Annotated in this window: 26 protein-coding genes; 14 read left to right on the top strand and 12 right to left on the bottom strand. The window is 72.4% G+C overall.

Features of this window, described 5'->3' with window-relative positions; genetic code table 11:
- Positions 1-54 precede the first annotated feature (54 nt).
- Genes TPA0908_RS13480 through TPA0908_RS13465 form a run of 4 tightly spaced genes read right to left on the bottom strand, consistent with a single transcriptional unit; the run spans position 55 to position 2,278 of the window.
- Complete coding sequence (locus tag TPA0908_RS13480) at positions 55-786, bottom strand: class I SAM-dependent methyltransferase (protein WP_281937893.1); 732 nt, start codon at positions 784-786, stop codon at positions 55-57.
- 50 nt (positions 787-836) lie between these two features.
- Positions 837-1,553, bottom strand: a complete 717-nt coding sequence (locus TPA0908_RS13475; RefSeq protein WP_281937892.1) for a SanA/YdcF family protein — start codon at positions 1,551-1,553, stop codon at positions 837-839.
- 22 nt (positions 1,554-1,575) lie between these two features.
- A complete protein-coding gene (locus tag TPA0908_RS13470; protein ID WP_089155136.1) occupies positions 1,576-1,938 on the bottom strand; it encodes a PH domain-containing protein in 363 nt (120 codons plus the stop codon).
- Between the two features lie 31 nt (positions 1,939-1,969).
- Positions 1,970-2,278, bottom strand: a complete 309-nt coding sequence (locus TPA0908_RS13465) for a 4a-hydroxytetrahydrobiopterin dehydratase (protein ID WP_281937889.1) — start codon at positions 2,276-2,278, stop codon at positions 1,970-1,972.
- Between the two features lie 238 nt (positions 2,279-2,516).
- On the opposite strand from TPA0908_RS13465, the gene TPA0908_RS13460 reads away from it, so the two are divergent.
- A complete protein-coding gene (locus TPA0908_RS13460; RefSeq protein ID WP_281937887.1) occupies positions 2,517-2,903 on the top strand; it encodes a (deoxy)nucleoside triphosphate pyrophosphohydrolase in 387 nt (128 codons plus the stop codon).
- 110 nt (positions 2,904-3,013) lie between these two features.
- On the opposite strand, the gene TPA0908_RS13455 is transcribed toward TPA0908_RS13460, so the two are convergent.
- From TPA0908_RS13455 to TPA0908_RS13430, 6 genes are all read right to left on the bottom strand, one after another.
- Complete coding sequence (locus TPA0908_RS13455; protein ID WP_281937886.1) at positions 3,014-4,084, bottom strand: succinate dehydrogenase/fumarate reductase iron-sulfur subunit; 1,071 nt, start codon at positions 4,082-4,084, stop codon at positions 3,014-3,016.
- The gene (locus tag TPA0908_RS13450) at positions 4,084-5,994 is read right to left on the bottom strand and encodes a fumarate reductase/succinate dehydrogenase flavoprotein subunit (protein ID WP_281937885.1); all 1,911 of its coding nucleotides are present in this window, start codon (positions 5,992-5,994) and stop codon (positions 4,084-4,086) included. Before TPA0908_RS13450 ends, TPA0908_RS13455 begins: the two co-directional genes overlap by 1 nt.
- An 11-nt stretch (positions 5,995-6,005) precedes the next feature.
- Positions 6,006-6,827: a hypothetical protein gene (locus tag TPA0908_RS13445; RefSeq protein WP_281937884.1), complete on the bottom strand. Its 822-nt coding sequence runs from the start codon at positions 6,825-6,827 to the stop codon at positions 6,006-6,008.
- A gap of 180 nt (positions 6,828-7,007) precedes the next feature.
- Entirely contained in the window at positions 7,008-8,435 is a 1,428-nt protein-coding gene (locus tag TPA0908_RS13440) for a metallopeptidase TldD-related protein (protein WP_374709218.1), read from the bottom strand.
- Between the two features lie 92 nt (positions 8,436-8,527).
- Entirely contained in the window at positions 8,528-9,961 is a 1,434-nt protein-coding gene (locus tag TPA0908_RS13435; RefSeq protein ID WP_281937883.1) for a TldD/PmbA family protein, read from the bottom strand.
- Between the two features lie 33 nt (positions 9,962-9,994).
- A complete protein-coding gene (locus TPA0908_RS13430) occupies positions 9,995-10,543 on the bottom strand; it encodes a Uma2 family endonuclease (RefSeq protein WP_281937882.1) in 549 nt (182 codons plus the stop codon).
- Positions 10,544-10,784: 241 nt separating this feature from the next.
- Here TPA0908_RS13430 and TPA0908_RS13425 point away from each other — a divergent pair, with 241 nt between their 5' ends.
- From TPA0908_RS13425 to TPA0908_RS13405, 5 genes are all read left to right on the top strand, one after another.
- A complete protein-coding gene (locus tag TPA0908_RS13425; RefSeq protein WP_281937881.1) occupies positions 10,785-11,891 on the top strand; it encodes an ABC transporter ATP-binding protein in 1,107 nt (368 codons plus the stop codon).
- The gene (locus TPA0908_RS13420; protein ID WP_281937880.1) at positions 11,888-12,919 is read left to right on the top strand and encodes an ABC transporter ATP-binding protein; all 1,032 of its coding nucleotides are present in this window, start codon (positions 11,888-11,890) and stop codon (positions 12,917-12,919) included. Before TPA0908_RS13425 ends, TPA0908_RS13420 begins: the two co-directional genes overlap by 4 nt.
- Positions 12,916-13,923, top strand: coding sequence for an ABC transporter permease (locus tag TPA0908_RS13415; protein ID WP_281937878.1), 1,008 nt, complete (start codon positions 12,916-12,918; stop codon positions 13,921-13,923). The genes TPA0908_RS13420 and TPA0908_RS13415 overlap by 4 nt, the downstream gene beginning before the upstream one ends.
- 10 nt (positions 13,924-13,933) lie before the next feature.
- A complete protein-coding gene (locus TPA0908_RS13410; protein WP_281937876.1) occupies positions 13,934-14,920 on the top strand; it encodes an ABC transporter permease in 987 nt (328 codons plus the stop codon).
- A gap of 127 nt (positions 14,921-15,047) precedes the next feature.
- Entirely contained in the window at positions 15,048-16,790 is a 1,743-nt protein-coding gene (locus TPA0908_RS13405) for an ABC transporter substrate-binding protein (protein ID WP_281937875.1), read from the top strand.
- 93 nt (positions 16,791-16,883) lie between these two features.
- Here TPA0908_RS13405 and TPA0908_RS13400 read toward each other — a convergent pair whose 3' ends face one another.
- On the bottom strand, positions 16,884-19,031 hold the full coding sequence (locus TPA0908_RS13400; RefSeq protein ID WP_281937873.1) for a S9 family peptidase: 2,148 nt from the start codon (positions 19,029-19,031) through the stop codon (positions 16,884-16,886).
- 87 nt (positions 19,032-19,118) lie between these two features.
- Here TPA0908_RS13400 and mshB point away from each other — a divergent pair, with 87 nt between their 5' ends.
- The 3 genes from mshB (at position 19,119) to TPA0908_RS13385 (ending at position 21,081) form a co-directional block, all read left to right on the top strand.
- On the top strand, positions 19,119-20,039 hold the full coding sequence (gene mshB / locus TPA0908_RS13395; RefSeq protein ID WP_281937870.1) for an N-acetyl-1-D-myo-inositol-2-amino-2-deoxy-alpha-D-glucopyranoside deacetylase: 921 nt from the start codon (positions 19,119-19,121) through the stop codon (positions 20,037-20,039).
- 17 nt (positions 20,040-20,056) lie between these two features.
- A complete protein-coding gene (locus TPA0908_RS13390) occupies positions 20,057-20,530 on the top strand; it encodes a hypothetical protein (RefSeq protein ID WP_281937868.1) in 474 nt (157 codons plus the stop codon).
- A gap of 86 nt (positions 20,531-20,616) precedes the next feature.
- Positions 20,617-21,081: a hypothetical protein gene (locus TPA0908_RS13385; protein WP_281937866.1), complete on the top strand. Its 465-nt coding sequence runs from the start codon at positions 20,617-20,619 to the stop codon at positions 21,079-21,081.
- 2 nt (positions 21,082-21,083) lie between these two features.
- Here the strand turns inward: TPA0908_RS13385 and TPA0908_RS13380 are convergent, their stop codons facing one another.
- Entirely contained in the window at positions 21,084-22,085 is a 1,002-nt protein-coding gene (locus TPA0908_RS13380) for a GNAT family N-acetyltransferase (protein WP_281937864.1), read from the bottom strand.
- Between the two features lie 79 nt (positions 22,086-22,164).
- On the opposite strand from TPA0908_RS13380, the gene fdxA reads away from it, so the two are divergent.
- From fdxA to TPA0908_RS13355, 5 genes are all read left to right on the top strand, one after another.
- The gene (gene fdxA, locus TPA0908_RS13375) at positions 22,165-22,491 is read left to right on the top strand and encodes a ferredoxin (RefSeq protein WP_107077162.1); all 327 of its coding nucleotides are present in this window, start codon (positions 22,165-22,167) and stop codon (positions 22,489-22,491) included.
- Positions 22,488-23,606, top strand: coding sequence for a succinyldiaminopimelate transaminase (gene dapC, locus TPA0908_RS13370; protein WP_281938597.1), 1,119 nt, complete (start codon positions 22,488-22,490; stop codon positions 23,604-23,606). The genes fdxA and dapC overlap by 4 nt, the downstream gene beginning before the upstream one ends.
- 128 nt (positions 23,607-23,734) lie before the next feature.
- On the top strand, positions 23,735-24,760 hold the full coding sequence (locus TPA0908_RS13365) for a prephenate dehydrogenase (RefSeq protein WP_281937860.1): 1,026 nt from the start codon (positions 23,735-23,737) through the stop codon (positions 24,758-24,760).
- Between the two features lie 5 nt (positions 24,761-24,765).
- Complete coding sequence (locus TPA0908_RS13360) at positions 24,766-25,407, top strand: SIMPL domain-containing protein (RefSeq protein ID WP_281937858.1); 642 nt, start codon at positions 24,766-24,768, stop codon at positions 25,405-25,407.
- Positions 25,407-26,054: a nucleoside/nucleotide kinase family protein gene (locus TPA0908_RS13355; RefSeq protein WP_281937857.1), complete on the top strand. Its 648-nt coding sequence runs from the start codon at positions 25,407-25,409 to the stop codon at positions 26,052-26,054. Before TPA0908_RS13360 ends, TPA0908_RS13355 begins: the two co-directional genes overlap by 1 nt.
- Positions 26,055-26,142: the final 88 nt, after the last annotated feature.

The raw sequence follows: 26,142 nt of genomic DNA, 5'->3' as shown, positions 1-26,142 counted from the left end.
CCTAACCGGGCCGGCCGAGGGCCGGGACCAGCGTCCCGACCCTCGACGCGTCCGCTACCCGAGCCGGTAGACGGAGATGTGCGTACGGCTGTCCGCGTCGAACGGCGTCCGGTCCCAGTCGGCGTACCGCTCGGCCAGGTGGAGCCCGGCCCGCTCCGCCATCTCGTCGATCTGCTCCGGCCAGGCGTAGCGCATGGCGAACGGGCTCAGGTGCACGCCATCGGCGTCGAACGTGATGGTCTGCCGCACGAACGTCTGCGCCGCGCGGTCGTAACGGTGCATCCGGATGGTGGCCGAGTCCTCGGTCACGTCCCGGACCTGAACCTGCTCGTCCCGGTCGAAGCCGGCCGGGTCGGGCACGAACGTCTCGATGACGAACGCGCCGCCGGGCGCCAGCACCCGCGCGACGTTGCGGAAGCACGCCGCCTGACGCTCCGCGTCGACCAGGTTGAACAGCGTGTTGAAGACCAGGAACACCAGACGGTACGGCCCGGACACCGGGACGTCCGCCATGTCGCCGATGGTGACCGGCAGGTGCTCGCCGCCCGGCTTGGCGCGCAGCTGCGCGACCATCTCCGGGGACGCCTCGACGCCCTCCACGGCGAGGCCGCGCGCGGCCAGCGGCAGGGCCACCCGGCCGGTGCCGATGGCGAGTTCGAGCACCGGGCCGCCCTCGGCGAGCGGAGCGAGGAAGTCGACGGCCGGGGCAGGATCCGGGTTGCCGGGGCCGTCGTAGGTGGCGGCCCAGAGCCGTCCGAAGTGGCCGGGATCATCGAAGACGGACATTGCGTCAGCAGACCAGTGGTCGTCCCGGCACCACAACCGGATTACCGCCCTCAGCCGGCCCGGAGCGCGTCGTCCACTCCGGTCTCGTGCCGGCCGAGGTGCACCGGGTCCCGGCCGGAGAGCACGTCCACCGCGGCCTTCACGCTGGCGCCGTACTCCCGGGCGCTGCTGATCCGCCACTGCTGCGCGTACCGGCGGGCGGTGTCGTCGCCCACGCCGTCGGCCGTCACCCCGACGTGCCGGCAGAGCGCCACCGCGCGGGGCAGGTGGAACGACTGGGTGACCACGATGGCCCGGCGCACGCCGAAGATCCGCCGGGCCCGGACGCACGAGTCGTAGGTGTCGAAGCCGGCGTGGTCGAGCACCACCTTCTCCGCGGGCACACCCCGATCGACCAGCCAGCGTCGCATCGCGTCCGGCTCGTCGTAGTCCCAGTCCATGTGGTCGCCGGAGACCAGGACCACCTTGACCTTGCTGGCCGCGTACAACTGCCTGGCGATCTCCAGTCGGGCGGCCAGGAACGGCGACGGCGCGCCGTCCGGCTCGACCTTGGCGCCGAGCACCAGCGCCACCGGTGCGTCCGGCACGTCGGCGACGGTGAACACGTGCCCCTCGGCGTCGCCGCGGACCCAGGCCACGCTGGCCGCCGTCGCCACCGCCAACAGCACCGCACCGGCGGCGGCGACCAGCAGCAGCCGGCGGACCAGGCGTACGGCCCGCCGGTGCCCGTCGTGCCAGGTGCGCCAGCGTGCCGTCAGCCCCCGCATGGCGGCGATTGTGCCAGGCCGCTCAGGAGATGTGGTGCAGGATGACGTTGTGCACGTGGTGGCTCTTCTCCGCGCCCCGGAACTCCACCTCGTAGGTGTGCGTGCCGACGTGCACGGCGATCGCCCCGGTGGAGAAGAACGAGCCACCCCAGGATTTGTTGCTCACCACGCTCACGCTGGTGATCTTCGAGTACGGGATGCTTGTGATGGCGTACCGCTTGCCGACGAACGAGCGGTCCTGGACAATCACCCGCCGGTCGGTCAGTCCGATGAAGCCGGTGCCGGTGCCGATCGCGTCGTAGACGGCGATGATCTGCTCCCCGGGCAGCAGCCCGCTCTGGATCTGCTGGAACTGTTCCTTGCGGTCGTACGTCGGACCAGACATGCCCTCGACGGTAGGGCAGGCGCGCCAGTGTTCAGGGCGCGGTGACCGCCCGAACCGCGTCCTCGATGCGGGCTGCGAGCAGCACCTCACCCTCGGTGAGCGGCTCGCCGTCGTCGTGCCCCAGCCTGATCCGGGTCCGCCCGGCCTGGCGACTGATCTCGGGGCGCAGTCGCAGCGCGTCGGCGACCACCGCCACCCGCTCGGTGAGCGCGGCGTGCTGGGTGTCGTCCAGGGCGAGCATGCGACTGAGCTGCTCGCCCTCGCGCATCCACCCGGGCAGCAGGGCGAGCGCGTCGCTGAGGTAGTCGTGCTTCGCCCGGCTGCTGAACAGCACGCGCATCACCGCACCTCCCAGGCGTCGTTGCCGGCTTGTGGCCAAATCGTCGCCATCCCGTGTCCCAGTCGACGCCCTCTAGTCTGTCGTCGCACAGATGGTGTGTCCACGCCCACACTTCCGTGTTCTGCTGGCCTGATGGCCGACTCAGCTACCCAAACCGCCGATTGATCTGGCACGCTGGTGGTCCGTGCGGACCGAACGGGTTAGCGGAAATGGGCAGGCCGACCGGCGGGAGCCGAGGGTGGTCGTCGGAGCGGCGATCATCGTGGCCGGCCGGGTCCTCGCCTGCGAGCGCGCCGCGCCGCCCGAGGTGGCGGGGCGGTGGGAGTTCCCCGGCGGCAAGGTCGAGCCGGGGGAGACCGAGGTCGACGCGCTGACCCGGGAGTGCGCCGAGGAGTTGGGCGTCCGGGTCGCGGTCGGCACCCGGGTCGGACGGGACGTCCGGATGGCACACGGCCGGTCCGTCCTGCGGGTCTACGCGGCCCGCCTGCTGCACGGCGACCAGCCGACCGCGCTGGAACACGCCGAGCTGCGCTGGCTCTCCGCGACCGAGCTGGACACCGTCGAATGGCTGCCGGCCGACGTGCCGATCGTGCCCGCGCTGCGTCCGCTGCTCGCCAGGTCCTGAGCCGCGTCCGCCGCCGGCAGGATCAGACCCGCCGAACCGGACAGCCGGGCGGAAACGGGACGGGGGCCGGCGGCTTGTGCCGCTGGCCCCCGTCATCGTCGCGCCGCTTGTCAGTGCTTCGGCTCGTCCTGCTGCGGGTGGGCGAAGTTGAGGTGCTCCGCCGGCAGCGGGAACTCCACGTCGTCGCCGAACGGCGACGGCGCGGCGGCCCGGTCGAAGGTCAGCTCGGTCAGCGGCAGCTTGCCGTTGGCGTCCACCGCCGGAGCGGTCGGGTGCGGCACCTCGCGCTGCCAGTTGACGCCCTGCTGGGCCTGGCGTTCGGCACCGCTGTCGTGCGAACCGCCGGCGTGCGAGTGCACCCCACGGTGAGCCGCGCCGGTGGTCACCGCACCGCTGGAATGCCCGCTGGTCGCGCTGGTCTGAGGCACCTGACCCCTCCGGAAGATCTTGTTACCGAGCCACACAAGGGGATCGTACCTGCGGTCGACGACCCGTTCCTTCATGGGGATGATCCCGTTGTCGGTGATCTTGATGTGCTCGGGACAGACCTCGGTGCAGCACTTCGTGATGTTGCAGAACCCGAGCCCCATCTCGGACTGCGCGTACTCCTTGCGGTCGGTACGCGTGTCGAGCGGGTGCATGTCCAGCTCGGAGGCCCGGATGAAGAACCGGGGACCGGAGAACGCCGGCTTGTTCTCGTCATGGTCGCGGATCACGTGGCAGACGTTCTGGCACAGGAAGCACTCGATGCACTTGCGGAACTCCTGCGAGCGCTCGACGTCGACCTGCTGCATCCGGTAGTCACCGGGCGCCACGTCGGCCGGCGGCGCGAACGCCGGGGTCTCCCGCGCCTTCTCGTAGTTGAAGGACACGTCGGTGACCAGGTCCCGGATCACCGGGAAGGTCCGCAGCGGCGTGACCGTGACGGTCTCCGTCTCCTCGAACGTCGACATCCGCGTCATGCAGCCCAGCCGCGGCTTGCCGTTGATCTCCATCGAGCAGGAGCCGCACTTGCCGGCCTTGCAGTTCCACCGGCACGCCAGGTCCGGCGCCTCGGTGGCCTGGAGCCGGTGGATGACGTCGAGGACGACCTCGCCCTCGTTCACCTCGACCGCGTAGTCCTGGAGGTCGCCGCCGGTCTCGTCACCCCGCCAGATGCGGAACTGTCGCTTGCTTCCCATCAGCGCTCCTCCTCGGTGCGGGCGTCGAACTCGGCGAGCTCCTCGTCGGTCAGGTATTTCGACAGCTCGGCCCGGTCGAACAGCCCGATCAGCTCCGGCCGCATCGTCGGCAGCGGCTTGTGGGTCAGCCGGACCGCGTCGCCGTCGAGCGAGCAGACCAGGTTGACCCGCCGCCACTTCGGGTCCATCGCCGGATAGTCCTCCCGGGTGTGCCCGCCGCGCGACTCCTGCCGCTCCAGCGCCGCCTTCGCGGTGCACTCCGAGACCACGAGCATGTTGCGCAGGTCGAGCGCGAGGTGCCAGCCCGGGTTGTAGCGCCGGCCGCCGACCGCGCTCACCTTCGCCACCCGCTCCCGCAGCTCGGCCAGCCGGCCGAGCGCGTCGGCCAGCTCACCCTCCCGCCGGATGATGCCGACCAGGTCGCCCATCACCACCTGGAGATCCTGCTGGAGCTGGTAGGGGCTCTCCCCGGTGTCGCGCTGCAACGGCGCCAGCGCCGTCTCCACCGCGGCCTCCACCGCCGCCACCGACACCGCCGGGCGGGCGGTGAGCTGGTCGGCGTACGTCGCGGCGTGTCCGCCCGCCCGCTTGCCGAAGACCAGCAGGTCGGACAGGGAGTTGCCGCCGAGCCGGTTGGAGCCGTGCATGCCGCCGGAGACCTCACCGGCGGCGAAGAGTCCACGCACCGTGCCGGCCGCCGCGCCGGAATCCGGGTCCACCTCCACGCCACCCATCACGTAGTGACAGGTCGGGCCGACCTCCATCGGCTCCTTCGTGATGTCGACGTCGGCCAGCTCCTTGAACTGGTGGTACATCGACGGCAGTCGGCGCTGGATCTCCTCCGCCGACTTGCGGGAGGCGATGTCCAGGTAGACGCCGCCGGCCGGCGTACCCCGACCGGCCTTGACCTCGCTGTTGATCGCGCGGGCGACCTCGTCGCGGGGCAGCAGCTCCGGCGGACGCCGGTTGTTGTCCGGGTCGGTGTACCAGCGGTCCGCCTCGTCCTCCGTCTCCGCGTACTGCTTGCGGAAGACGTCCGGGACGTAGTCGAACATGAACCGCTTGCCCTCGGAGTTCTTCAGCACGCCGCCGTCGCCCCGCACCGACTCGGTGACCAGGATGCCCTTCACCGAGGGCGGCCAGACCATGCCGGTCGGGTGGAACTGGAGGAACTCCATGTTGATCAGCGTGGCCCCGGCGCGCAGCGCCAGCGCGTGACCGTCCCCGGTGTACTCCCAGGAGTTCGAGGTGACCTTGTAGGACCGGCCGACGCCGCCGGTGGCCAGCACCACGGCGGGCGCCTCGAAGAGGATGAACTCGCCGGACTCCCGGTAGTAGCCGAACGCGCCGGCCACCCGGTCGCCGTCCAGCAGCAGCTCGGTGATCGTGGTCTCGGAGAACACCCGGATCCGCGCGTCGTAGCTGCCGAACTCGCGCTTGTCCTCCTGCTGGAGGGAGACGATCTTCTGCTGGAGCGTGCGGATCAGCTCCAGGCCGGTCCGGTCGCCGACGTGCGCCAGGCGCGGGTACTCGTGACCACCGAAGTTGCGCTGCGAGATCTTGCCGTCCTTGGTGCGGTCGAAGAGCGCACCGTACGTCTCCAGCTCCCAGATCCGCTGCGGCGACTCCTTGGCGTGCAGCTCGGCCATCCGGAAGTTGTTCAGGAACTTGCCGCCGCGCATGGTGTCCCGGAAGTGCACCTGCCAGTTGTCCCGCGAGTTCACGTTGCCCATGGCCGCCGCGGCGCCACCCTCGGCCATCACCGTGTGCGCCTTGCCGAACAGCGACTTCGAGATGATCGCGGTCTTCTTGCCGGCCAACCGGGCCTCGATCGCCGCGCGCAGGCCGGCGCCACCGGCCCCGATCACGACGACGTCGTAGTGGTGTCGTTCGATTCGCGTTTCAGTCATGTCAGGGGCCCTCAGTTGATGAACCGCAGGTCGTTGAACCAGCCGGCGGCGATCGCCATCACGTAGAAGTCGGTGAACGCCAGGGTGCCGAGCGTGATCCAGGCGAGCTGCATGTGCCGGACGTTCAACCAGGACACACCGGTCCACGCCTTGTACCGCACCGGGTGCTTGGAGAAGTGCTTGAGTCGGCCGCCGATGATGTGCCGGCAGGAGTGGCAGGAGATCGTGTACGCCCAGAGCATCACCACGTTGACCAGCAGGATGATGTTGCCCAGACCGAAGCCGAAGCCCTCGGGGGAGTGGAAGGCGAGGACGGCGTCCCAGGTGTTGATCAGCGAGATGATCGCGGCGGCGTAGAAGAAGTAGCGGTGCAGGTTCTGCCCGAGCAGCGGGAACCGCGTCTCGCCGCTGTACGTCTGGTGCCCGTCCGGCACGGCGCAGGCCGGCGGCGACAGCCAGAACGACCGGTAGTACGCCTTGCGGTAGTAGTAGCAGGTCAGCCGGAACAGCAGCAGGAACGGCAGGGTCAGCGCCGCGTCCGGGATGATCCACCAGCCGGGCAGGAAGCTGCCGAAGTGTGAGGAGCCCTCGACGCACCGCTCGGTGACGCAGGGGGAGTAGAACGGGGTCAGGTAGTGGTACTGCTCCACCCAGTACCACTTGTGCATGAAGACCCGGACGGTCGCGTAGATGACCCAGGCGCTGAGCCCGACCACGGTGATCAGTGGGGCGAGCCACCATCGGTCGGTCCGCAACGTCTTCGCCGCGATGGCGGCACGTGCCCGCGCTCCCCGCGGCTGCGACCTCGGCCCCCTGGCCGACGTAGTTGTCATTCGAGTCATCTCCCTGACGTCACTGTCACGTCCTGCGCACGCGTGGGACCACGCCGGTGAACCGGCGCGGCTAAGTGACACACGTTACGCCGATCTTCACGGCCCGGCCGCGCAACGCAGTGTCCCGTGTGTCCCGCTGGTTGGAAAGACCCGGCTCATGATCAATTTGTGTGGCGTCGCTCAGCCGGACGCACCGCCGGTGAAGTGCCACGACGACAGTCGCAGCGCCGGGCCCTCCCACCATGACCCGTCGGACCGGGCCGGCTGCCGGACCGGCCGCCGGCCCAGGCCGAGCACCCGGCCCGGCCCCAAGGCACGCGGATAGGACTCGGTGAACCGGAAGTCGCGCACCGCCCGCACCGGTACGCCGTCCTCGACCAGCCAGACGCCGTTGCGGGTCAGGCCGGTGACCACGAGCTGCTTGGGGTCCAGCACCCGCGTGTACCAGAAGTCGCTGACCAGCAGCCCGCGCCGTACGCCGGCCACCAGGGCCGCCGTGTCCGGGTCGCCCACCGCACCGGTCACGCCCGCGCCCACCGAACCGGCCGGGCCGTCGACGGTCGCCACCGGGGCGGCGTCCGCCGGCAGCAGGCGGAGATTGCTGGGGATCGGGCCGAACGTCGACCCGCCGGCCATGCCGTGCCCGGTGGACCCGGTGCCCGCCCCGGCGCCGCTGCGCCGGTCGTGCGCCACCGCCTCGGTGGTGCCGGCCCGCACCAGGGTGAGCGCCCGCCGGGAGGTGCCCTCCAGGTCGAACGGCAGCGTGGAGGCGTGCAGCGGGTCGTCCACCAGCGTCACCGCCGGGTCGAACTGGGCCGTGCCCGGCTCGGCGAAGGACTGGCGTTCGGCATGCCGCTTGCCGTTGAAGCCGTACCAGGCGAGGTTCTGGAGCAGGTCGGCCACGGCGGCCGGTTCGAGCACCACCTCGTAGTGCCCCGGCGGCAGCTCGACCGGGTCGGCCGCGGCCCGCGCCTTGGCCGCCGCGCGGGCGCCGAGCGCACCGCCGTCCAGGTCGGCCAGGCGGTCCGCGCAGTGGCGGGCCACCCCGTCCGCGCCGCCGGCCCGGGCGATGCCGTCCATCGCCGCCTCGGCGGACCGGCCCACCGCCGAGTGCCCGGCCGAGTTGGCGAACGCGCCGGACAGGTACAGGGTGCGGCAGTAACCGGCCGCCTCCAGCCCGTCGACCGCGTCCACGAACGCGCGGACCCGGGCGGCCCGCTCGTCGGGCGACGCGAACGCGGTGGCCTCGTCGACGGCGGGGCCGCTCGGCGTCGACGTCGGCGCGGTGAGGCCCGGCCAGGCCGGGTCGGGCGGCGCGAGGCGGGCCGCCGCCCGGGTGCGTTCGACGAGCGCGGTCAACCCGTCGGCGTCCACCCGGTTGCCGCCGCCCGCGGTGGTCCGGCCGTCGACGTGCAGCCGCAGCCGCACGGCGGTGCCGGTCTCGGCCACGTTCTGGTGGATGAACGAGTTGGCGAACCGGGTCAGCGCCAGATCGGACCGGGTCACCACCACCTCGGCCTCGGCACCCGGCCCGGCCGCGCGCCGGACCAGCTCCACCACCCGGGCGGCGAGATCCCGCTCGTCACTCATGGCGCGCCGACCGGGCATGCGCTCACGGCCCTCGCTCCGCTCGGTGCGTTCGCTCATGCTGTGCCGACCGGGCATGCGCTCACGGCCCTCGCTCCGCTCGGTGCGTTCGCTCATGCGCGCACCCCCACCCGCACGCCGCGGAAGCGGGCCGGCGCGGCCGGATGGCCGGTGTGCCCGACCTGGCCGGGCTGCCCCTTGCCGCAGTTGGGCGTGCCCCAGGCGACCGTCTCCGAGGAGAGCATGTCCATCGAGCGCCAGAAGACCGGCCCGATGCCGGTGTAGGTCGGGTTGCGCAGCATCCGGCCCCGGCGCCCCTTCTTCACCTCCCAGCCGACCTCGCAGCCGAACTGGAAGTTGAGCCGCTTGTCGTCGATCGACCAGGACCTGTTGATGTCCATCAGCACCCCGTCGTCGGTGGCCGCGATGATCTCGTCGAGCGTGTGCGGGCCCGGTTCCAGGCCCACGTTCGTCATCCGCACCATCGGCAGCCGGGCCCAGCCGTCGGCGCGTACGCTGCCGCCGTGGTCCAGGCCGGCGACGGCGGCCGAGTCCCGGCCGGCGAGCACCCCGACCCACCGCCCCTCGCGCACCGCGTCCCGTCGGACCGCGGGCGACCCCTCGTCGTCGAAGCCGAAGCTGCCGAGCGCGCCCGGGATGGTCGGGTCGATCGTCACGTTCATCAGCTCCGAGCCGTAGCGCAGCGAGCCGAGCCGGGCCAGGTCGAGCCAGGACGTGCCGGCGAACGCCGCCTCCCAGCCGAGGATGCGGTCCAGCTCGATGGCGTGCCCGACCGACTCGTGGATCTGCAACGCGAGCTGCTCCCCGCCGAGGATCAGGTCGGTCTCGCCGGATGGGCACTCCGGCGCGGTGAGCAGCTCCCGGGACTCCTCGGCGACCCGGGCGGCGTGCGCGGCCAGGTCGAGCGCGGTGACCAGCTCCCAGCCGGTGGTGCCGTACTGCCCGCGGTAGCTCGGGTAGGACCGACGCTGCGTCTCGCCGTCGCCGATCGAGGTGGCGGAGATGCCGCCGCCGCACTCGCGGATGTGCTGGTCGATCCGGTGGCCCTCGCTGGAGACGAACCATTTCGTGGTGTCCCAGATCTGGTAGAGCCCCTCGGCCAGGTCGGCCCCGTGCTCGCGCATCGTGGCGGTGGCGCCGACCAGCAGGTCGCCCTTGTCGGACAGCGGCACCCCGAGCGGGTCGACCGCGCACTCCGAGGCCCAGCTCGCCACCGCCGCCTCCACCGGCACCAGGTCGACCGGCGGGCCGGGGACCCGCGCGCTCGCGGCGGCGATCGCCGCGGCGCGCCGGCCGGCGTCGCGGGCCGCGGCGTCGGACAGCTCGGGTACGGCGTGGAAGCCCCAGCCGGAGCCGACCAGCGCGCGCACCCCCAGGCCGATGCTCTCGTGCTGGGCCAGCTCCTCGATGTCGCCGTTGCGCGCCGACATCGACTCGTACCGGCGGTGCATCACCCGGGCGTCGGCGTAGCGGGCTCCCGCGTCGAGGGCGGCCTGCACGGCGGCGGTCGCCGCATCGAATCCCATGCGTCCGACCCTAGGCGAACACACCGACATCCGTCAGGCGAGCAGATCCTCCGGGCGGATCGCGGCACGCACGGGTCGGACCAAGTCCAGCGTGTCGCCTCTCTTCGCGACGGCGTGCTCGACATAGTGCGCGTCCTGGCGCCGGTAGAGGTGCATGGTCAACGTGTCCTGCTCGATCAGCAGGTACCACTCGATCTGCGCCGCGGCATAGAAGTGCATCTTGAGCACCTTGTCGGTCGCCGCGTTGCTCGGCGAGATGACCTCGCAGACCAGACGCACATCACTGGCCTCTATCACCGGTACGCGTAGGTCGATGTCATTGGTGATGACCAGGTCGGGAATGGGAATCCGTCCCGGCCGCAGCCGTACGTTCACGGCTTCGAGCACGCGTAACCCGGCTTCCCGCGCCGGCATGCGGAGCATGGCGCGAAGTTCGCCGGAGATGTTCTGATGCAGCGGGGTGGGACCAGGGGTCACGTAGAGGCTCCAGTCGAAGAGTTCGACGCGTTGCTGCGTCTCCCCGAGAGAGAGGTACTCCTCTTCGGTCCACGGGCCGTCGTGGTCGAACACCGCCGCCGTCATGGCAAACCTCCACCTCGTGTCGGCCGGGATCGTCGCTCCTTCACCACGGATATCGTCGCACCTGTCGTGCGATGAGCAGATCACCACGGTGAGTCACGACTGACGAAGGTCCAGGTGAGGGCTGTTCAGGTCGGAAACCCAGTCGTTACGCTCTGACCGCTGACAGGCCGCTCGATGTAGCTTATTTTCGCCTCCAGAGGTTTCCTGTAGGTTCTCTTCATCACCGAAGGGGAGGCGGTCAATGGGCAGGTCGGAGGCGGTGCCGTCCGGGGAGCCGGACCGTCCGGAGGTGCCGGAGCAACGCGCCGGCGACGCGCCCTATCTCCAGGTCAGAGACCTGCGGGTGCGGTTCGACACCGAGGACGGCGTGGTCAAGGCCGTGGACGGTGTGTCGTTCGCCGTGGAGCGGGGTCGCACGCTCGGCATCGTGGGGGAGTCCGGCTCCGGCAAGAGCGTCACGTCGTTGGCGGTCCTGGGCCTGCACAGCACGTCCAAGCGGGCGACCGTCACCGGGGAGATCTCCGTCGGCGGGCGTCAGCTCGTCGGCCTGCCCGATGAGGAGGTGCGGCGACTGCGCGGCCGGGACATGGCGATGATCTTCCAGGATCCGCTGTCGGCGCTGCACCCGTACTACTCGGTGGGCAAGCAGATCGCCGAGGCGTACCGGGTGCACCATCCCCGGGCCGGTCGGCGGGAGGCCCGCACGCGGGCGGTGGACATGCTGGATCGGGTCGGCATCCCGCAGCCGGCAAAGCGGTTCGAGCAGTACCCGCACGAGTTCTCCGGTGGGATGCGGCAGCGCGCGATGATCGCGATGGCGCTGGTCAACGACCCCGACCTGCTGATCGCCGACGAGCCGACCACGGCGTTGGACGTGACCGTGCAGGCGCAGATCCTGGACCTCCTCGCCGATCTGCAGGAGGAGTTCCGGTCGGCCATCATCCTGATCACGCACGATCTGGGCGTGGTCAGCCAGGTGGCCGACGACGTCCTCGTCATGTACGGCGGCCGGGCCGTGGAGCACGGCAGCGTGGCGCAGGTGTTGCGGACGCCGCAGCATCCGTACACCTGGGGGTTGTTGTCGAGCGTGCCGTCGCTGCACGGCGACGCCGACGCGGACCTGGTGCCGATCCCCGGCAACCCGCCGTCGTTGATCAATCTGCCGTCGGGGTGCGCGTTCCATCCCCGCTGCCGCTACGCCGACGTCAACGGCGACCGCTCTCGCACCGAGGTGCCCGCGCTCCGGGCGGCCGGGGAGGCGGGGCATCTGGTGGCCTGCCACCTGCCGGCCGAGGAGCGCACCCGGCTCTATCAGCAGGACATCGCCCAGGTGGGGGTGGCCCGATGAGCACCGAGACCGAGCCGCTGCTGTCGGTGCGCGGGCTGACGAAGCATTTCCCGGTGCGGGACGGGCTGCGCGGCAGGGGGGCGGTGCGGGCGGTCGACGGCCTGGACTTCGACGTGCGGCCGGGTGAGGCGCTCGGTCTGGTGGGGGAGTCGGGGTGTGGGAAGACCACGACGGGGCGGATGTTGGTGCGGTTGTTGGAGCCCACCAGCGGGTCGATCACGTTCGCCGGTCGGGACATCACCCACGCCGGTCGTCGGGATCTGCGTGACCTGCGGCAGGATTTGCAGATCATCTTCCAGGACCCGTACGCGTCGTTGAACCCGCGGCACACCGTCGGGCGGATCGTGGCGATGCCGTTGCAGGTCAACGGGATCACTCCGCCCGGCGGGGTCAAGCGGCGGGTGCAGGAGTTGCTGGAGCTGGTCGGGCTCAACCCGGAGCACTACAACAGGTATCCGCACGAGTTCTCCGGCGGGCAACGTCAACGCGTCGGTATCGCCCGCGCCCTCGCGCTGGAACCGAAGCTGATCGTCGCCGACGAGCCGGTCTCCGCCCTCGACGTCTCCATCCAGGCGCAGGTCATCAACCTGCTGCGCGGCCTGCAACGCGACCTGGACCTGGCGTTCGTGTTCATCGCCCACGACCTCGCCGTGATCCGTCACTTCTGCCACCGCGTCGCGGTCATGTACCTCGGCAGAATCGTCGAGATCGGTGACCGGGACGCCATCTACACCCGGCCGCAGCACCCCTACACCCGGGCGCTGCTGTCGGCCATCCCGGACGTCACCACCCTCGGCCCCGCCGGCCGCATCCGCCTCACCGGCGACGTCCCCACCCCCCTCAACCCGCCATCGGGCTGCCGCTTCCGCACCCGCTGCTGGAAAGCCACCGACCGCTGCGCCACCGAGACACCCGCACTGACCACCCGCGACGGCGGCACCCAACTCACCGCCTGCCACCACCCGGAGGCGGGCCCGGTGGCGGTCGGCGTCGCCGACGCCGCAGACGCGCAGGAGGTGACGGAATGAGTCTGTCCCCGGTCGAGGGAGTGGCCCTCGCCGAGATCGAGACGCCCGCCGACGGCGGTGAGCGGCGGGACGAGGAGTTCGTCGGCCGCTCGCCGGGCCAGCTCGCCCTGGCGCGGCTGCGCCGCGACCGCACCGCCCTGGTCAGCGGCGGTCTGCTCGTCTTCTTCGTGCTTGTCGCGCTGGCCGTGCCGCTGATCGAGGCGCTGTACGGAGTGGGGCCGAAGGAGCAGTTCCAGAGCCGCCTCGACGGCTACGGCATGCCGCTGGGCTATGCCGGCGGCGTCACCGGCGAGCACTGGTTCGGGCTGGAGCCCGGTCTCGGCCGCGACATCTTCATCCGGATGGTGCACGGACTGCGCACCTCGCTGTTCATCGCGTTCGCCGCGGCCGTGCTGACCGCCGCGATCGGCGTGACCCTGGGCACCCTGGCCGGCTACCTGGGCGGCTGGCTCGACTCGGTGATCAACTGGATCACCGACCTGACGCTGGCCATGCCGTTCCTGATCATCGCGCTGGCGCTGATGCCGACCGTGGCGTTGCGCTTCTACGGCCAGCGGGAGGCCGTGCCGGCGTACTTCCAGATCGGGGTGCTCATCGCGATCTTCGCGCTGTTCGGCTGGACCAGCACGGCCCGGCTGGTCCGGGGCCAGATCATCGCGCTGCGCGAGCGGGAGTTCGTGGAGGCGGCGCGCGCCAGCGGCGCCGGGTTGGGGCACATGCTGTTCCGCCAGTTGCTGCCGAACGTCTGGGCGCCGATCCTGGTCGCCTTCTCGCTGGCGGTCCCGCAGTACATCACCAGCGAGGCGGCGCTGTCGTTCATCGGCGTCGGGCTGACGGACGCGACGCCGAGCTTCGGGCGGATGATCTACCGCAGCCTCGACTACCTCCAGACCGACCCAGCGTACGTCTTCTTCCCCGGCATCACGATCTTCGCGCTCGTGTTCGCCTTCAACCTCTTCGGCGACGCGCTGCGCGACGCGCTCGACCCGAAGTCGTCCCGGTAGGAGGCCGGCCATGACGCGTTTCCTCATCCGCCGGCTGCTGTCCGCCGCGCTCACGCTCTTCGCGGTCAGCGTGCTCAGCTTCCTGATGTTCTTCGCGCTGCCGCGTGACCCGGTGACCGGCATGTGCCCGAAGAACTGCAACCCGGAGCGGCTGGAGCGGGTCCGCCAGGAGTTGGGCCTGCGCGACCCGCTGATCAGCCAGTACGCCGGTTACATGAAGGGCATCGTCACCGGCCGGGACCTGGGCAGCGCCCAGGGCGGCCGGTGCGACGCGCCCTGTCTCGGCTGGTCGTACGTCTCCAACGAGGCGGTCTCGGACACCATCGCCCGGGTGCTGCCGGTGACGCTGAGCATCGTCATCCCGGCGGCGGTCCTGTGGCTGCTGCTCGGCGTCGGCCTCGGCATGCTCTCGGCGCTGCGCCGGGGAAGCTGGCTGGACCGGGCGGCGATCGGCTTCTCACTGACCGGCGCCTCGTTGCAGCTCTACTTCGTCGGCGCGGTGCTGCTCATCGTGTTCGTCTACAACCTGCGGCTGCTGCCGGTGCCGAGCTACACCTCGTTGTTCGACGATCCGCTCAGGTGGAGCAGTGGGCTGGTGCTGGCCTGGTTGGCGCTGGCCTTCCTCTTCTCCGCCATCTACGCCCGGCTGTCCCGGGCACAGATGCTGGAGACGCTGTCCGAGGACTTCGTCCGCACGGCGCGGGCCAAGGGCCTGGCCAAACGGACCGTCTACGGGCGGCACGCGCTACGCGCCGCGATCACGCCGGTGGTGACCATCGCCGGCCTGGACGTGGGCGGGGCGTTGGGCGGCACCGTGATCACCGAGACGACGTTCGGGCTCAACGGGATGGGCCGGACGGCGGTGGACGCGGTCCGCGCCGGTGACCTGCCGACCATCATGGCGACCGTGCTGATCGCGGCGGTCTTCGTGGTGCTGGCCAACGTGGTGGTGGACCTGCTCTACGCGGTGATCGATCCCCGGGTGCGGCTGGGCTGAGCCTCCGGGCTGCGCCTCCGGGCCGACGAAATTTATCAAGAACTGTTACACAACTCGTAGTTTTTTTTCTTTACGATCCTCGGGACGTCGGGCGATGCGCCAGGCGTACGGGTGGAGGAGGTAGAAGATGCGACCACGTGCAGCGGCCGCCGTCGGCGGCGCCATCGCACTGGTGGTGGGGCTGGGCGCCTGCTCGGAGAACACGGGCGAAGGCACCACTGTGGACGGCAACCGGCAGCAGACCGGCGTCATCGCGACCGACCCGAAGGACTCCCAGGGGCCCGCGGCGGAGGTGGACGGCGCGGCCAAGGGTGGCACGTTCACCATCATCCGGGAGACCCCCATCTCCCACCTGGACCCGCAGCGGACGTACTCGTTCGCCGGCCTGATGACCAACCCGCTCTTCGCCCGCTACCTGACCACCTGGAAGGACGACGGCAAGGGCGGCCTGGTGCTGGTCGGCGACCTGGCCGAGACCCCGGGCAAGAACGTCAACAACGACTGCAAGGTCTGGGAATTCACCATCAAGGACGGGGTGAAGTTCGAGGACGGCAGCCCGATCACCGCCAAGGAGATCGCGTACGGCATCGCCCGCTCCTTCGACCCGGACCTCACCGGCGGCCCGACCTACCTCCAGGAGTGGCTGGCCGACACCCCGCAGTTCGACACCAAGTGGGACTTCAAGAAGAACAAGACGTCGCTGCCGCCGGGCCTGACCACGCCGGACGACAAGACGCTGCGCTTCGAGTTCGCCAAGCCCCGCTGCGACCTGCCGTTCGCGGTCTCGCTGCCGACCACCGCGCCGCTCAAGCCGGAGCAGGACACCGGCGTCAACCTGGACCAGAAGCCGTTCTCGTCCGGCCCCTACAAGATCGCCAAGAACCAGGTGGGTGTCCAGCTCACGCTGGACCGCAACCCGAACTGGGACGCGAAGACCGACCCGGTCCGCCACCAGTACCCGGACCAGTTCGTGTGGACCTTCGGCCCGACCGCGGACGCCGCGAACAACCGGGTGATCGCCGACAACGGCGCCGACCAGAGCGCGCTGGCCTTCAACACGGTGCCGTCCTCGCTGGTCGCGAAGGTGGCCGGTGACCCGGCGCTGAAGACCCGGACGCTGCTCTCCCCGACGCCGAGCGCCAACCAGCTCGTGATCAACACGCAGCGGGTCAAGGACCTGAAGGTCCGCCAGGCGCTCAACTACGCGATCGACCGGGAGGGCCTGGTCAAGGCGCTCGGCGGCCAGACCGTCGCCCAGCCGATCACCACGCTGATGCCGCCGTCGACCATCGGCTACAAGGCGTACGACGCCTACCCGGCGGGCGCCAACGGCAACATGGAGAAGGCGAAGGAGCTGCTCGGCGGCCAGACGCCCGAGCTGGTCCTCGGCGTCGCCGACAACACCAACGAGCAGCAGATCGCGGTCCAGCTCAAGGGCAACCTGGAGCGCGCCGGCTTCAAGATCACTGTGCGGAACATCCCGGACGACTCGAAGCTGGACGAGGTCAAGAAGAAGAACAACCCCTGGGACCTCTACATCGGCAACTGGGCCGCGGACTGGCCCAGCGGCGCGTCGATCCTGCCGGTGCTCTACGACGGCCGCACCATCAAGGCCGAGGGCAACAGCAACTCGTCGTACTTCAACGACGACGCGATCAACGCCGAGATGGACCGGATCCTGGCCCTGCCACCGACCGAGCAGGGCCCGGAGTGGGGCAAGCTCGACGAGCGGATCATGAAGGAGTTCGCGCCGGTGGTGCCGCTCTTCGTCGATGTGGCGTACAACGTGCACGGCTCGAAGGCCGGCGGTGTCTTCATCTCCTCCGTCTTCGGTTACCCGAACTTCGTCAACGCGTACGTCAAGCAGTAGCCCCCGGCCCTGAGTAAGGAGGGGCCCCCTCTTAACACGTGTGTGTGAGAGGGGGCCCCTTCTCCACCTGAGGCGTTAACAGGGGGCCCCTCCTTACACCAGGTAGCGGCGGAGGAAGTCCAGCTCCAGGCGGAGCAGGCGCTCGGAGACGCCGCCGGCTGCCAGGTGACTCGCGCCGGTCAACGGCAGCACCGCGTGCGGGCGGCCGGTGGCCAGCAGCGCGGCGGAGAGCCGCAGCGTGTGCGCGGCCAGCACGTTGTCGTCGACCAGGCCGTGCACCAGCAGCATGGGCCGGGCGTCGGCCGGGGCGCCGAGCGGCTCGGCGGCCAGCTCCACCAGCGAGTGATGCGCGTAGACGTCCATGCCGTCCTCCGGCATGCCCAGGTACCGCTCGCTGTACGCGGTGTCGTACAGCGCCCAGTCGGTGACCGGCGCGCCCACGATCGCGCACTTGAACAGCTCCGGGTGGCGCAGCACCGCCAGGCCGGCGAGCCAGCCGCCGAACGACCAGCCCCGCACCGCCACCCGGTCCAGGTCCAGGTCGGGGTGTTTACCGGCGAGCGCGGTCAACGCGTCCACCTGGTCGGTCAGGATCACGTCCGCCACCCGGCGGTGGATCGCCTTCTCGAACGACGGCGCGATGCCGGGCGTGCCCCGGTTGTCCACCGTCACCACCGCGAAGCCCTGCTCGGCCCACCACTGCCGCTCCAGCCAGGCGCCGCGCGCCGCGACCACCTCCTGGTGGCCCGGCCCGCCGTAGACGTCCACCAGCACCGGCAGCCGGGTGCCCTTGACGTGCTCGGCCGGGTACAGCACCGCGCTGGGCAGCCGCCGGTCGGTCACCCGCACCAGCGTCGGGCGCGGCGCGTACGAGCAGGTGGCGGCCAGCGAGCGCAGCTCACCCACCGCACGGTCGCCGTGCCACACCCGCCAGCGGACCCCCGCGTACTCCAGCGAGGCGGTCCCCACCGCCAGCGTGGCCCCGCCGATGGCGGCGGTGTGCCAACCCGGGTCGCTGCCCATCCGGCGGGCGTCCATCCCGCCGCCGATGGTGGTCCGCACCCGGTAGAGGTGGCGTTGGCTCGGTTCGCCCTCACTCGCCTCGACCAGCAGGTCGGCGGCCGTGTCGGGGCCGGCCGGCAGCCGCCCGACCACCCGCCGCACGTACAGCGAGGGCGGGGTCAGCAGCGTGCCGTCGGCGAACAGGCAGCGGGCGTCGTACCCGTCGTGGGCCAGCTCGCCGCCGACCAGCACCCGCCCGTCGGGCAGGTGCGCCGGGGTGCCCGGGACAGGTTCCACCCAGCGCGGGTCGGCCAGCTCGGCGTGCACCTGCGTCTCCCCGGTACGCGGGTCCACCGCGAGCACCAGCCCGTGCTGCTGGGAGCGGCGCAGCACCGTGATCAGCGGCCCGCCGTCCGCCCACTCCACCGCGCTCAGGTAGGGGTAGGTCTCCCGGTCCCAGTGCACGTCGACCCAGCCGCCGTCGAGGTCGAGCAGGTGCAGGCTGACCTCCGCGTTCGGGCCACCCGCCACCGGGTACGCCAGCGACGTCGGCGGGGTCGCCGGCTCGGCCGGGTCGTGCAGGTACCACCGGGGCAGGCGGGACTCGTCGACCCGGGCGGCCAGCACCGCGCGCCCGTCCGGGGCCCACCAGTAGCCCCGGTACCGGTGGAACTCCTCGGCCGCGATGTGCTCGGCCAGCCCCCAGGTCACGCCGCTGTCCTCGCCGGCGAGCAGGTTGTCCGTGCCGTCCGGCTCGACCACCCGGAGCTGACCCCGGCGGACGCCGTCGGCGGCGTCGGTGACGTAGGCCAGCCGCTCGCCCGTCGGGTCCGGACGCGGATCGATCACCGGACCGACGGTGGTCACCTCGACCACGTCGCCGTGCCGCAGGTCGGCCCGGAACAGCCGCCCGGCCAGCGCGAACGCGGCCACCCGGCCGGTCGCGTCCAGCGCGTACCCGCCGATGCCGCCGGCGCTGAGCCGCAGCCGCTCGCGCAGCGCCCGCTCGCCGGGGGCCGGTCGGGCCGGCTCCGCGTCCGTGCCGAGCAGCACCGCCGGGTCGGCGACCAGGCGTTCCTCGCCGGTGTCGACGTCGAGCAGCCAGAGCGCGTCGGCCGGGTCCTCCGGGCCCGCGGAACGCAGGAAGAGCACCCGGGAGCCGTCACCGGCGACGGTCACGGCGCGCGGCGCCCCCAGGCTGAACCGACGGGTACGGGCGGCCAGCTCGGGAAAGTCCACGCCTGCAGATCGTAGGCGGGCACCGGGCGTGATGTGGCCGACCTGGGCGGACGCATGACCGTCGGACGGGCAGGACCGCCGGTTAGAGTGACGGGCGTGACGACGCTGCCCGACCGACGCCTGCTGCTGGTCCACGCGCACCCCGACGACGAGTCGATCGGCACCGGCGCGACGATGGCGCACTACGCCGCCGCCGGCGCCCACGTCACGCTGGTGACCTGCACGCTGGGTGAGGAGGGCGAGATCCACGTGCCGGCGCTGGCCGGGCTCGCCGCGGCCGAGGCCGACCAGCTCGGCGGCTACCGCATCGGCGAGCTGACCGCGGCCTGTGCCGCGCTCGGCGTCACCGACCACCGGTTCCTCGGCGGCGCGGGCCGCTACCGCGACTCCGGGATGATGGGGATGGCCACCAACGAGCACCCGCGGGCGTTCTGGGGGGCCGACCTGGACGCCGCCGCCGGGCACCTGCTGGAGGTGATCCGCGAGGTCCGCCCCCAGGTCGTGGTCACGTACGACCCGAACGGCTTCTACGGCCATCCCGACCACATCCAGGCGCACCGGGTGACGATGCGGGCGGTGGAGCTGGCGGCGGCCGAGGGGACCGCCCCGGCGAAGGTCTACTGGACGGCCATGCCGCGCAGTGTGCTCGACGCCGGCCTGGAGGCGTTCACCGAGTCGTCGGACAATCCCTTCGCCGGCATCTCCAGCGCCGACGAGCTGCCGTTCGGGACGCCGGACGCGCAGATCGCGGCGCGGGTCGACGCCACCGAGCAGCACGCCGCCAAGGAGGCGGCGATGCGCGCCCACGCCACGCAGATCCCGGCCGACTCCTGGCTCTACGCGATCGCCGGCAACTTCGGCGCCGAGTTCATGGGGGTGGAGTACTTCACGCTCGCGGTCGGCGAGAAGGGGCCCGGCGGCGGCCGGTACGGTTGGGAGGACGACCTGTTCGCCGGGCTGGCGCTGGACGGGTCGGACCGTGCCCCGGTCGCGGCCGGTCTCCGGTGACGTCGCCCGCCGCGCCCGTGTCGGTCCTTCCGGAGCAGCAGCCGCCCGCACCGCCCAGCGCGGTGGAGCGGGCGCTGGACCGCGCGCTGCGCGTGGCCGGCGGGGTGGTGTCGGTCTGGGCCGGCGCGCTGTTCGCGCTGCTCGATCTGATCTTCGCCACCTGGGCCTGGGCGGCGGTGCAGGGCCGGTCCGGGGGCGCACAGGCGCTTGTCGGCATCGGCCTCGCGGTCGCCGGGATCGCCGCGGTGGCGGCGTCGACGGTGCTGCTGGGCTGGTTCGCGCACCTGTCGACGGGCAGCCGGTGGGGGGTGGCGCTGGCCGCGCTGCCGTGGTTCCTGGTGATCGTCGTGGGCGGGTTCCGGACCACCGAGGGCGATCTGGCGCTCGCCGGCGACAACGTGCTCGGCCTGGCGCTGATCGTCTCCGGCGCGGTCACCTTCGCGGTGCTCGGCTTCCGGCACGTGGTGACGCCGCCGCCGGTGGACCGCTGAGGTGCTGACGCCGCACAGTCGGCGGTGGTAGACATTCCTGCCAGAGGCTCGCCGCCGGGGCGGGCGGTACGTGCGGGAGGCGTGCGATGGGTCAGCGGTGGCGTGCGGTCGGGGTGCTGACGGCCGCGTTGTTCGCGGTCAACGTGGTGGCCCGGCTGGTCATCAAGTTCGCCTTCCCGGACGACGACACCGCCGCCAGTCGGGTCTCGCTGGTGATGTTCCTGGCGATCGGTCTCATCCTGGCCGGCGTGTCGTTCCGCTGGGGTGCCGGCCGGCCGGTCGGGCACTGGGCCGGTGACCTGGCCGTCGCGGTGGTGGCGGCGCTGGCGCTGACCGTCTTCGTCGGCCCGCTGCTGGTCGGGGAGAACCCGTTCGGCGGGGGCGCCGGCCTGTTCTTCGCCCAGATCTGGCTCTACCTCGCGGCCACCGCGGCCGGGGTGCTGGTCGGCTACCTGACGCTCACCGCGCTGGGCCGTGACTTCCGCTCCCGCCAGCTCAAGCGGTACGCCGAGCTGAAGGCGTCCCGGCCCCGCCGGATCGTCCGCCGCTGACGTCAGGGCGCCACCCGGGTCAGATAGGTGTGGTGGGTGGTGAAGCCGAGCCGGTGGTAGAGCGCCACCGCGCCGACGTTGCGCTGTTCGACCTGGAGGAACGCCCGGGTGGCCCCCTCGGCCGCGGCCCAGCCGGCCAGTGCGCGGACGACCGCGGCGGCGTACCCGCGCCGGCGGGCCTCCGGCAGCACTTCGAGCAGGCTCACGCCGAGCCACCGCCCCCCGCCGGTGACGGTGCCGCGCCCGACCGCGAGCAGTCGGCCGTCGACACGTAGCTCGGCGAAGCGGATCCGGTCCACGGCGGTGAGCACGTGCCGCGCGGCCTCCGGGAGGCCGCCCTTGCGGTCGGCGGCGATCGCCAGCCAGTCGTCGGTGGGCCCGGCGGCCAGCGCCACCGGCGGCAGGTCGGCGGTGGGCGGCGGATCGGTCCGCTCCGGCGCGGTCGCGTCCGGCGTCGACACGGGCGGCGGGGCGGTCAGGGTGGTGAGCGGCACGGTCTGGACCAGCACCGGCGGGCGGGCCGTCCAGCCGCGCGCGTCGAGTTCCGCGCCGACCGGGGCGGCCAGCGGCAGCGGCGTGTTCACCAGGGCCGGCTGGCCGAGGTCGGCGTACCAGCGCTGCACCGCGTCCAGCGCCGCCGGCAGCGGCCGGTCGGGGTCGCCGATCGGGAGCGCGCTGTTCGCCCGGCCGGTCCAACCGGCCGCGGAACGCAGCCGCCAGTCGCCGAGCCGGCCGCGAACCGGGGCCGGCCACGCCTCATCGCTTGCGCTTTCCAGGTCGACCACGGCGACGGCGGTCGGCCGGCGAGCCGGTGGCACCCGCTTCGCCCGGTGCACCTCACCGACCGGCACGCGGAGCGGGCCACCGGCTGTGACCAGCGTAATGTGCGTCTCGCTCAGCTCGACCAGCTCGCCGAGCGCGTCGGAGAACAGCGGCCGGCCCTCCCGGATCCCCACGATCCGGCGGACTACGATCCGGTGTCCCACATCCTGCTGTCGGAGCACGATCGACCTCCTCCCCGGCGAGATACTAGGCTCTTACCGTTGCGGATGATCGCGACGAGTCTTGCGGAGGAGAAGACCGGTGACCTACATCATCGCCGAGCCGTGCGTGGATGTGCTCGACAAGGCATGCATCGAGGAGTGCCCGGTCGACTGCATCTACGAGGGCAATCGGATGCTCTACATCCACCCCGACGAGTGCGTCGACTGTGGGGCCTGCGAGCCGGTCTGCCCGGTGGAAGCGATCTTCTACGAGGACGACGTGCCGGAGCAGTGGAAGGACTACACCGGCGCGAACTACGAGTTCTTCGAGGACCTGGGTTCGCCCGGGGGCGCCTCCAAGATCGGCAAGGTGGAGAAGGACGCCACCTTCGTCGCCGCGCAGCCGCCGCGCGGCGAGGACCACTGAGCCGGTCCGCGCCGGTTTCGGCACGGCTGCCCGAGTTCACCTGGGACACGCTGGACGCCGCGGCCGCCACGGCCGCGGCGCACCCGGACGGTCTCATCAACCTCTCCATGGGTACGCCTGTCGACCCGGTGCCACCGCTGATCCGGCAGGCGCTGGCCGACGCGTCGGACGCGCCCGGCTACCCGCTGACCGCGGGCACGCCCGCCCTCCGGGACGCGATCGCGGCGTGGGTGGCCCGGGCCTGCGGCGCGGGCGTCGACGGGTTGGGTGTGCTGCCGACCATCGGCTCCAAGGAGCTGGTGGCCTGGCTGCCGACGCTGCTCGGGCTCGGCCCCGGTGACGTGGTCGTGGTGCCGACCGTCGCGTACCCGACGTACGAGGACGGGGCCCGGCTGGCGGGCGCCACGACGGTGCGCAGCGATTCGTTGACCGCGCTCGGCCCGGACCCCCGGGTCCGCCTGGTCTGGGTGAACTCGCCGGGCAACCCGACCGGGCGGGTGCTGCCCGCCGCCCACCTGCGCAAGGTGGTCGAGTGGGCCCGGGAGCGCGGCGCGGTGGTCGCCAGCGACGAGTGCTACCTGCCGCTGGGCTGGGACGCCGAGCCCGTCTCGGTGCTGTCCCCGCAGGTGTGCGGCGGGGACTACGCGGGCGTGCTGGCGGTGCACTCGCTCTCCAAGCGCTCCAACCTGGCCGGCTACCGGGCCGGGTTCGTGGCCGGTGACCCGGCGCTGGTGGCCGAGCTGCTCAAGGTGCGTAAGCACGCCGGGATGATCGTGCCGGCACCGGTGCAGGCCGCCATGGTGGCCGCGCTCGGCGACCAGGCGCACGCCGACGCCCAGCGGGAGCGCTACCGGGTGCGGCGGGAGAAGCTGCGGGCCGCGTTCACCGGCGCCGGCTTCACGGTCGAGCACTCCGAGGCCGGGCTCTATCTCTGGCTGACCCGCGACGAGGACTGCTGGGACACGGTCGACTGGTTGGCCCGGCGGGGCATCCTGGTGGCCGCCGGCGTCTTCTACGGCCCGGCCGGCGCCCGACACGTCCGGGTGGCCCTGACCGAGTCCGACGCGCACGTCGACGCGGTAACCGCCCGCTTGAAAGGCGGGGCCCCCGCTTAACGTTTCCGGTAGAGGCGGGGCCCCCGCTTGACACCGTGCGCCCCGCTGGCGTGCCGGGCGATATCCTCGGCGGGACTTCCCGCGGGGCCACCCGGGCTCCGCCGACGACGCGGACCCGAGGTGCACCGATGGTGGGCGAGGCGGGCGGGCTGGCACGCGCGGCGGTGGTCGGCACCGGGCTGATCGGCGGCTCGATCCTGCTCCGGCTCCGCGACACCGGGCTCGACGTCGCCGGCTGGGATCCGGATCCGGCCGTCCGGGGGCAGCTACGCGAGCAGGGCGTCGCGGTCGCCGGGACCGTCGAGGAGGCGGTGGCCGGCCGGGACGTGGTGTTCGTCTGCGGCCCGCTGCCCACGCTGCCCACCACGCTGGCCCGGGTGGCCGCCGCCACCGACGACCGGTGCGTGCTCACGGACGTGGGCAGCGTCAAGGCGGAGGTGGCCACCGCCGCGACCGCGCAGGGGCTCGGGCACCGCTTCGTGCCGGGTCACCCGATGGCCGGCGCGGACCGGGCCGGGCTCGGCGCGGCCGGCCCGGAACTGCTCGACGGCGCGGCCTGGGTGCTCTGCCCGGGACCCACCGGGCTGACCGCGTTCCGGCGGCTGGCCGCGCTGCTCGTCGACGTCTTCCACGCCCGGGTGGTGCCGATGTCCGCGCCGGAGCACGACGCCGCCGCCGCGCTCGCGTCACACGTGCCGCACGTGCTCGCCGGCGCGCTGGCCGGCACGGTGCAACGCTCGGCGCTGCGGAACGCGGTGCTGGCGCTGGCCGCCGGCAGCTTCTCCGACGGCACCCGGGTCGCCGGGGGGCCGCCCGAGCGGACCGCGAACATGCTGCTCGGCAACCGGGACCGGGTGCTCGCCGAGCTGACCGGCGTCGGTGACTTCCTGACCGAGCTGACCGCCGCGTTGCGGGCCGGGGACGCCGAGTCGCTGGCCGGCCGGCTGGCCGAGGGGCGGACGGCGCGCGCCGCGCTGCGCGGCCGGGAGTTCGGCACGCACCGCCGGGAGTTCCCGGCCGAGGCGCACCACGCCGGCGAGCTGGCCTACCTGCGGGAGCTGGGCGCGGCGGGCGGTCACCTGACCGGGTGCCGGGTGACGGCCGGCGCGGTCGGGTACACCGCGCACCTGCCGGCCACCCCGCCGTTAGGCTGAGCGGCATGGTGGACGCACCGGTCGTGGCGGTACGCGGCGAGGCGTACCGGGAGGTCGCTCCCGAGCTGGCCCGGTTCACGGTGACGGCGGCGGTGCGGGACCGCGACCGGGAGACCACGCTGACCCGGCTGGCCGAGCGGGCCGCCGCGGTGCGGGCGCTGCTCGACGCCGCCGGGCCGACGGTGGCGCGGCGGGAGACCGGTCAGGTCAACGTCTGGCCGGTGACCAGGCGCTCGGGTGACCGGGTGGTGGCCTACCAGGGCAGCGTGAGCACCACGGTCACCGTCACCGACTTCAGCGCGCTCGGCGAGCTGATGCTCCGCCTGGCCGACCACGAGCAGGTGGAGGTGGCCGGTCCGGTGTGGTCGCTGCGGCCGGACAGTCCGGCGTACCGGGAGGTGCGGCACGCCGCGATCGCGGACGCGCTGGCCCGGGCCCGGGAGTACGCGGAGGCCCTCGGCGCCCGGGTCACCGCGCTGCGGGAGTTGGCCGACACCGGCCTGACCGCGGCCCCGCCGATGCTGGCCAAGGCGGCGTACGCCCGGTCCGGCGAGTCCGTGCCGGAGCTGGAGCTGGATCCGGCGCCGCAGCCGGTGCACGCGGCGGTCGAGGCGCGGTTCACCATCAGCGACCCGGTGCTCGGCTGATGCCGCCGGCCCAGGTGTTGCCGCTGGCCGAGCTGGTCGCCCGGGCGCGGACGCTCGCCGGGGACGGCCCGCGGCAACTGCTCGGCATCGCCGGCGCGCCCGGCGCGGGCAAGTCCACGCTGGCGGAGCGGATCGTCGCCGAGGTGGGCCCGGCCGCCCGGCTGGTGCCGATGGACGGCTTCCACCTGGCCGGGTCGGCGTTGAACCGGCTGGGCCGGGCGGCGCGCAAGGGCGCGCCGGACACGTTCGACGTCAACGGCTTCGTCGCGACGCTGCGCCGGTTGCGGCGGCTGGAGCCGACCTCGGTGTGGGCGCCGGAGTTCCGCCGCGACCTGGAGGAGCCGGTCGCCGGGGCGATCGAGGTGCCGCCCGAGGTGCGGCTGGTGGTCACCGAGGGCAACTACCTGCTGCTGCGGGACGACCCGTGGGAGGAGGTGCGGTCGCTGCTGCACCAGGCCTGGTTCCTCGACCTGGACGCCGAGCTGCGGCTGCGCCGCCTCACCGCCCGGCACCAGGCGTACGGGAAGTCCGCGGAGCAGGCCCGCGCCTGGGCGCTCGGCAGCGACGAGGAGAACGCCCGGCTGGTCGCCGGCACGGCCGGGCACGCCGACCTGGTGGTCCGGCTGGCCGAACCGCCGCCGGCGTGACGGCGCCATCCGGCGCGGACCGGCGCGGCGCCACCGACCGGTGACGCCGGTCGGGACGACGCCGGTTCGGCGACGCCGGCCGGGGTGA

It is taken from the genome of Micromonospora sp. AKA38 (assembly GCF_027925725.1).
Classification (GTDB): Bacteria; Actinomycetota; Actinomycetes; order Mycobacteriales; family Micromonosporaceae; genus Micromonospora.
The sequence above is the reverse complement of the archived record's forward strand: the minus strand, read 5'-3'. Positions and strand labels throughout refer to the sequence as shown.

Excerpts from the sequence above, each read along its gene's own strand:
- TPA0908_RS13480 (WP_281937893.1), bottom strand. The coding sequence starts at position 786 with ATGTCCGTCTTCGATGATCCCGGCCACTTCGGACGGCTCTGGGCCGCC.
- TPA0908_RS13475 (WP_281937892.1), bottom strand. The coding sequence starts at position 1,553 with ATGCGGGGGCTGACGGCACGCTGGCGCACCTGGCACGACGGGCACCGG.
- TPA0908_RS13470 (WP_089155136.1), bottom strand. The coding sequence starts at position 1,938 with ATGTCTGGTCCGACGTACGACCGCAAGGAACAGTTCCAGCAGATCCAG.
- TPA0908_RS13465 (WP_281937889.1), bottom strand. The coding sequence starts at position 2,278 with ATGCGCGTGCTGTTCAGCAGCCGGGCGAAGCACGACTACCTCAGCGAC.
- TPA0908_RS13455 (WP_281937886.1), bottom strand. The coding sequence starts at position 4,084 with ATGGGAAGCAAGCGACAGTTCCGCATCTGGCGGGGTGACGAGACCGGC.
- TPA0908_RS13450 (WP_281937885.1), bottom strand. The coding sequence starts at position 5,994 with ATGACTGAAACGCGAATCGAACGACACCACTACGACGTCGTCGTGATC.
- TPA0908_RS13445 (WP_281937884.1), bottom strand. The coding sequence starts at position 6,827 with ATGACAACTACGTCGGCCAGGGGGCCGAGGTCGCAGCCGCGGGGAGCG.
- TPA0908_RS13440 (WP_374709218.1), bottom strand. The coding sequence starts at position 8,435 with ATGCCCGGTCGGCGCGCCATGAGTGACGAGCGGGATCTCGCCGCCCGG.
- TPA0908_RS13435 (WP_281937883.1), bottom strand. The coding sequence starts at position 9,961 with ATGGGATTCGATGCGGCGACCGCCGCCGTGCAGGCCGCCCTCGACGCG.
- TPA0908_RS13430 (WP_281937882.1), bottom strand. The coding sequence starts at position 10,543 with ATGACGGCGGCGGTGTTCGACCACGACGGCCCGTGGACCGAAGAGGAG.
- TPA0908_RS13425 (WP_281937881.1), top strand. The coding sequence starts at position 10,785 with ATGGGCAGGTCGGAGGCGGTGCCGTCCGGGGAGCCGGACCGTCCGGAG.
- TPA0908_RS13420 (WP_281937880.1), top strand. The coding sequence starts at position 11,888 with ATGAGCACCGAGACCGAGCCGCTGCTGTCGGTGCGCGGGCTGACGAAG.
- TPA0908_RS13415 (WP_281937878.1), top strand. The coding sequence starts at position 12,916 with ATGAGTCTGTCCCCGGTCGAGGGAGTGGCCCTCGCCGAGATCGAGACG.
- TPA0908_RS13410 (WP_281937876.1), top strand. The coding sequence starts at position 13,934 with ATGACGCGTTTCCTCATCCGCCGGCTGCTGTCCGCCGCGCTCACGCTC.
- TPA0908_RS13405 (WP_281937875.1), top strand. The coding sequence starts at position 15,048 with ATGCGACCACGTGCAGCGGCCGCCGTCGGCGGCGCCATCGCACTGGTG.
- TPA0908_RS13385 (WP_281937866.1), top strand. The coding sequence starts at position 20,617 with ATGGGTCAGCGGTGGCGTGCGGTCGGGGTGCTGACGGCCGCGTTGTTC.
- TPA0908_RS13365 (WP_281937860.1), top strand. The coding sequence starts at position 23,735 with ATGGTGGGCGAGGCGGGCGGGCTGGCACGCGCGGCGGTGGTCGGCACC.
- TPA0908_RS13360 (WP_281937858.1), top strand. The coding sequence starts at position 24,766 with ATGGTGGACGCACCGGTCGTGGCGGTACGCGGCGAGGCGTACCGGGAG.
- TPA0908_RS13355 (WP_281937857.1), top strand. The coding sequence starts at position 25,407 with ATGCCGCCGGCCCAGGTGTTGCCGCTGGCCGAGCTGGTCGCCCGGGCG.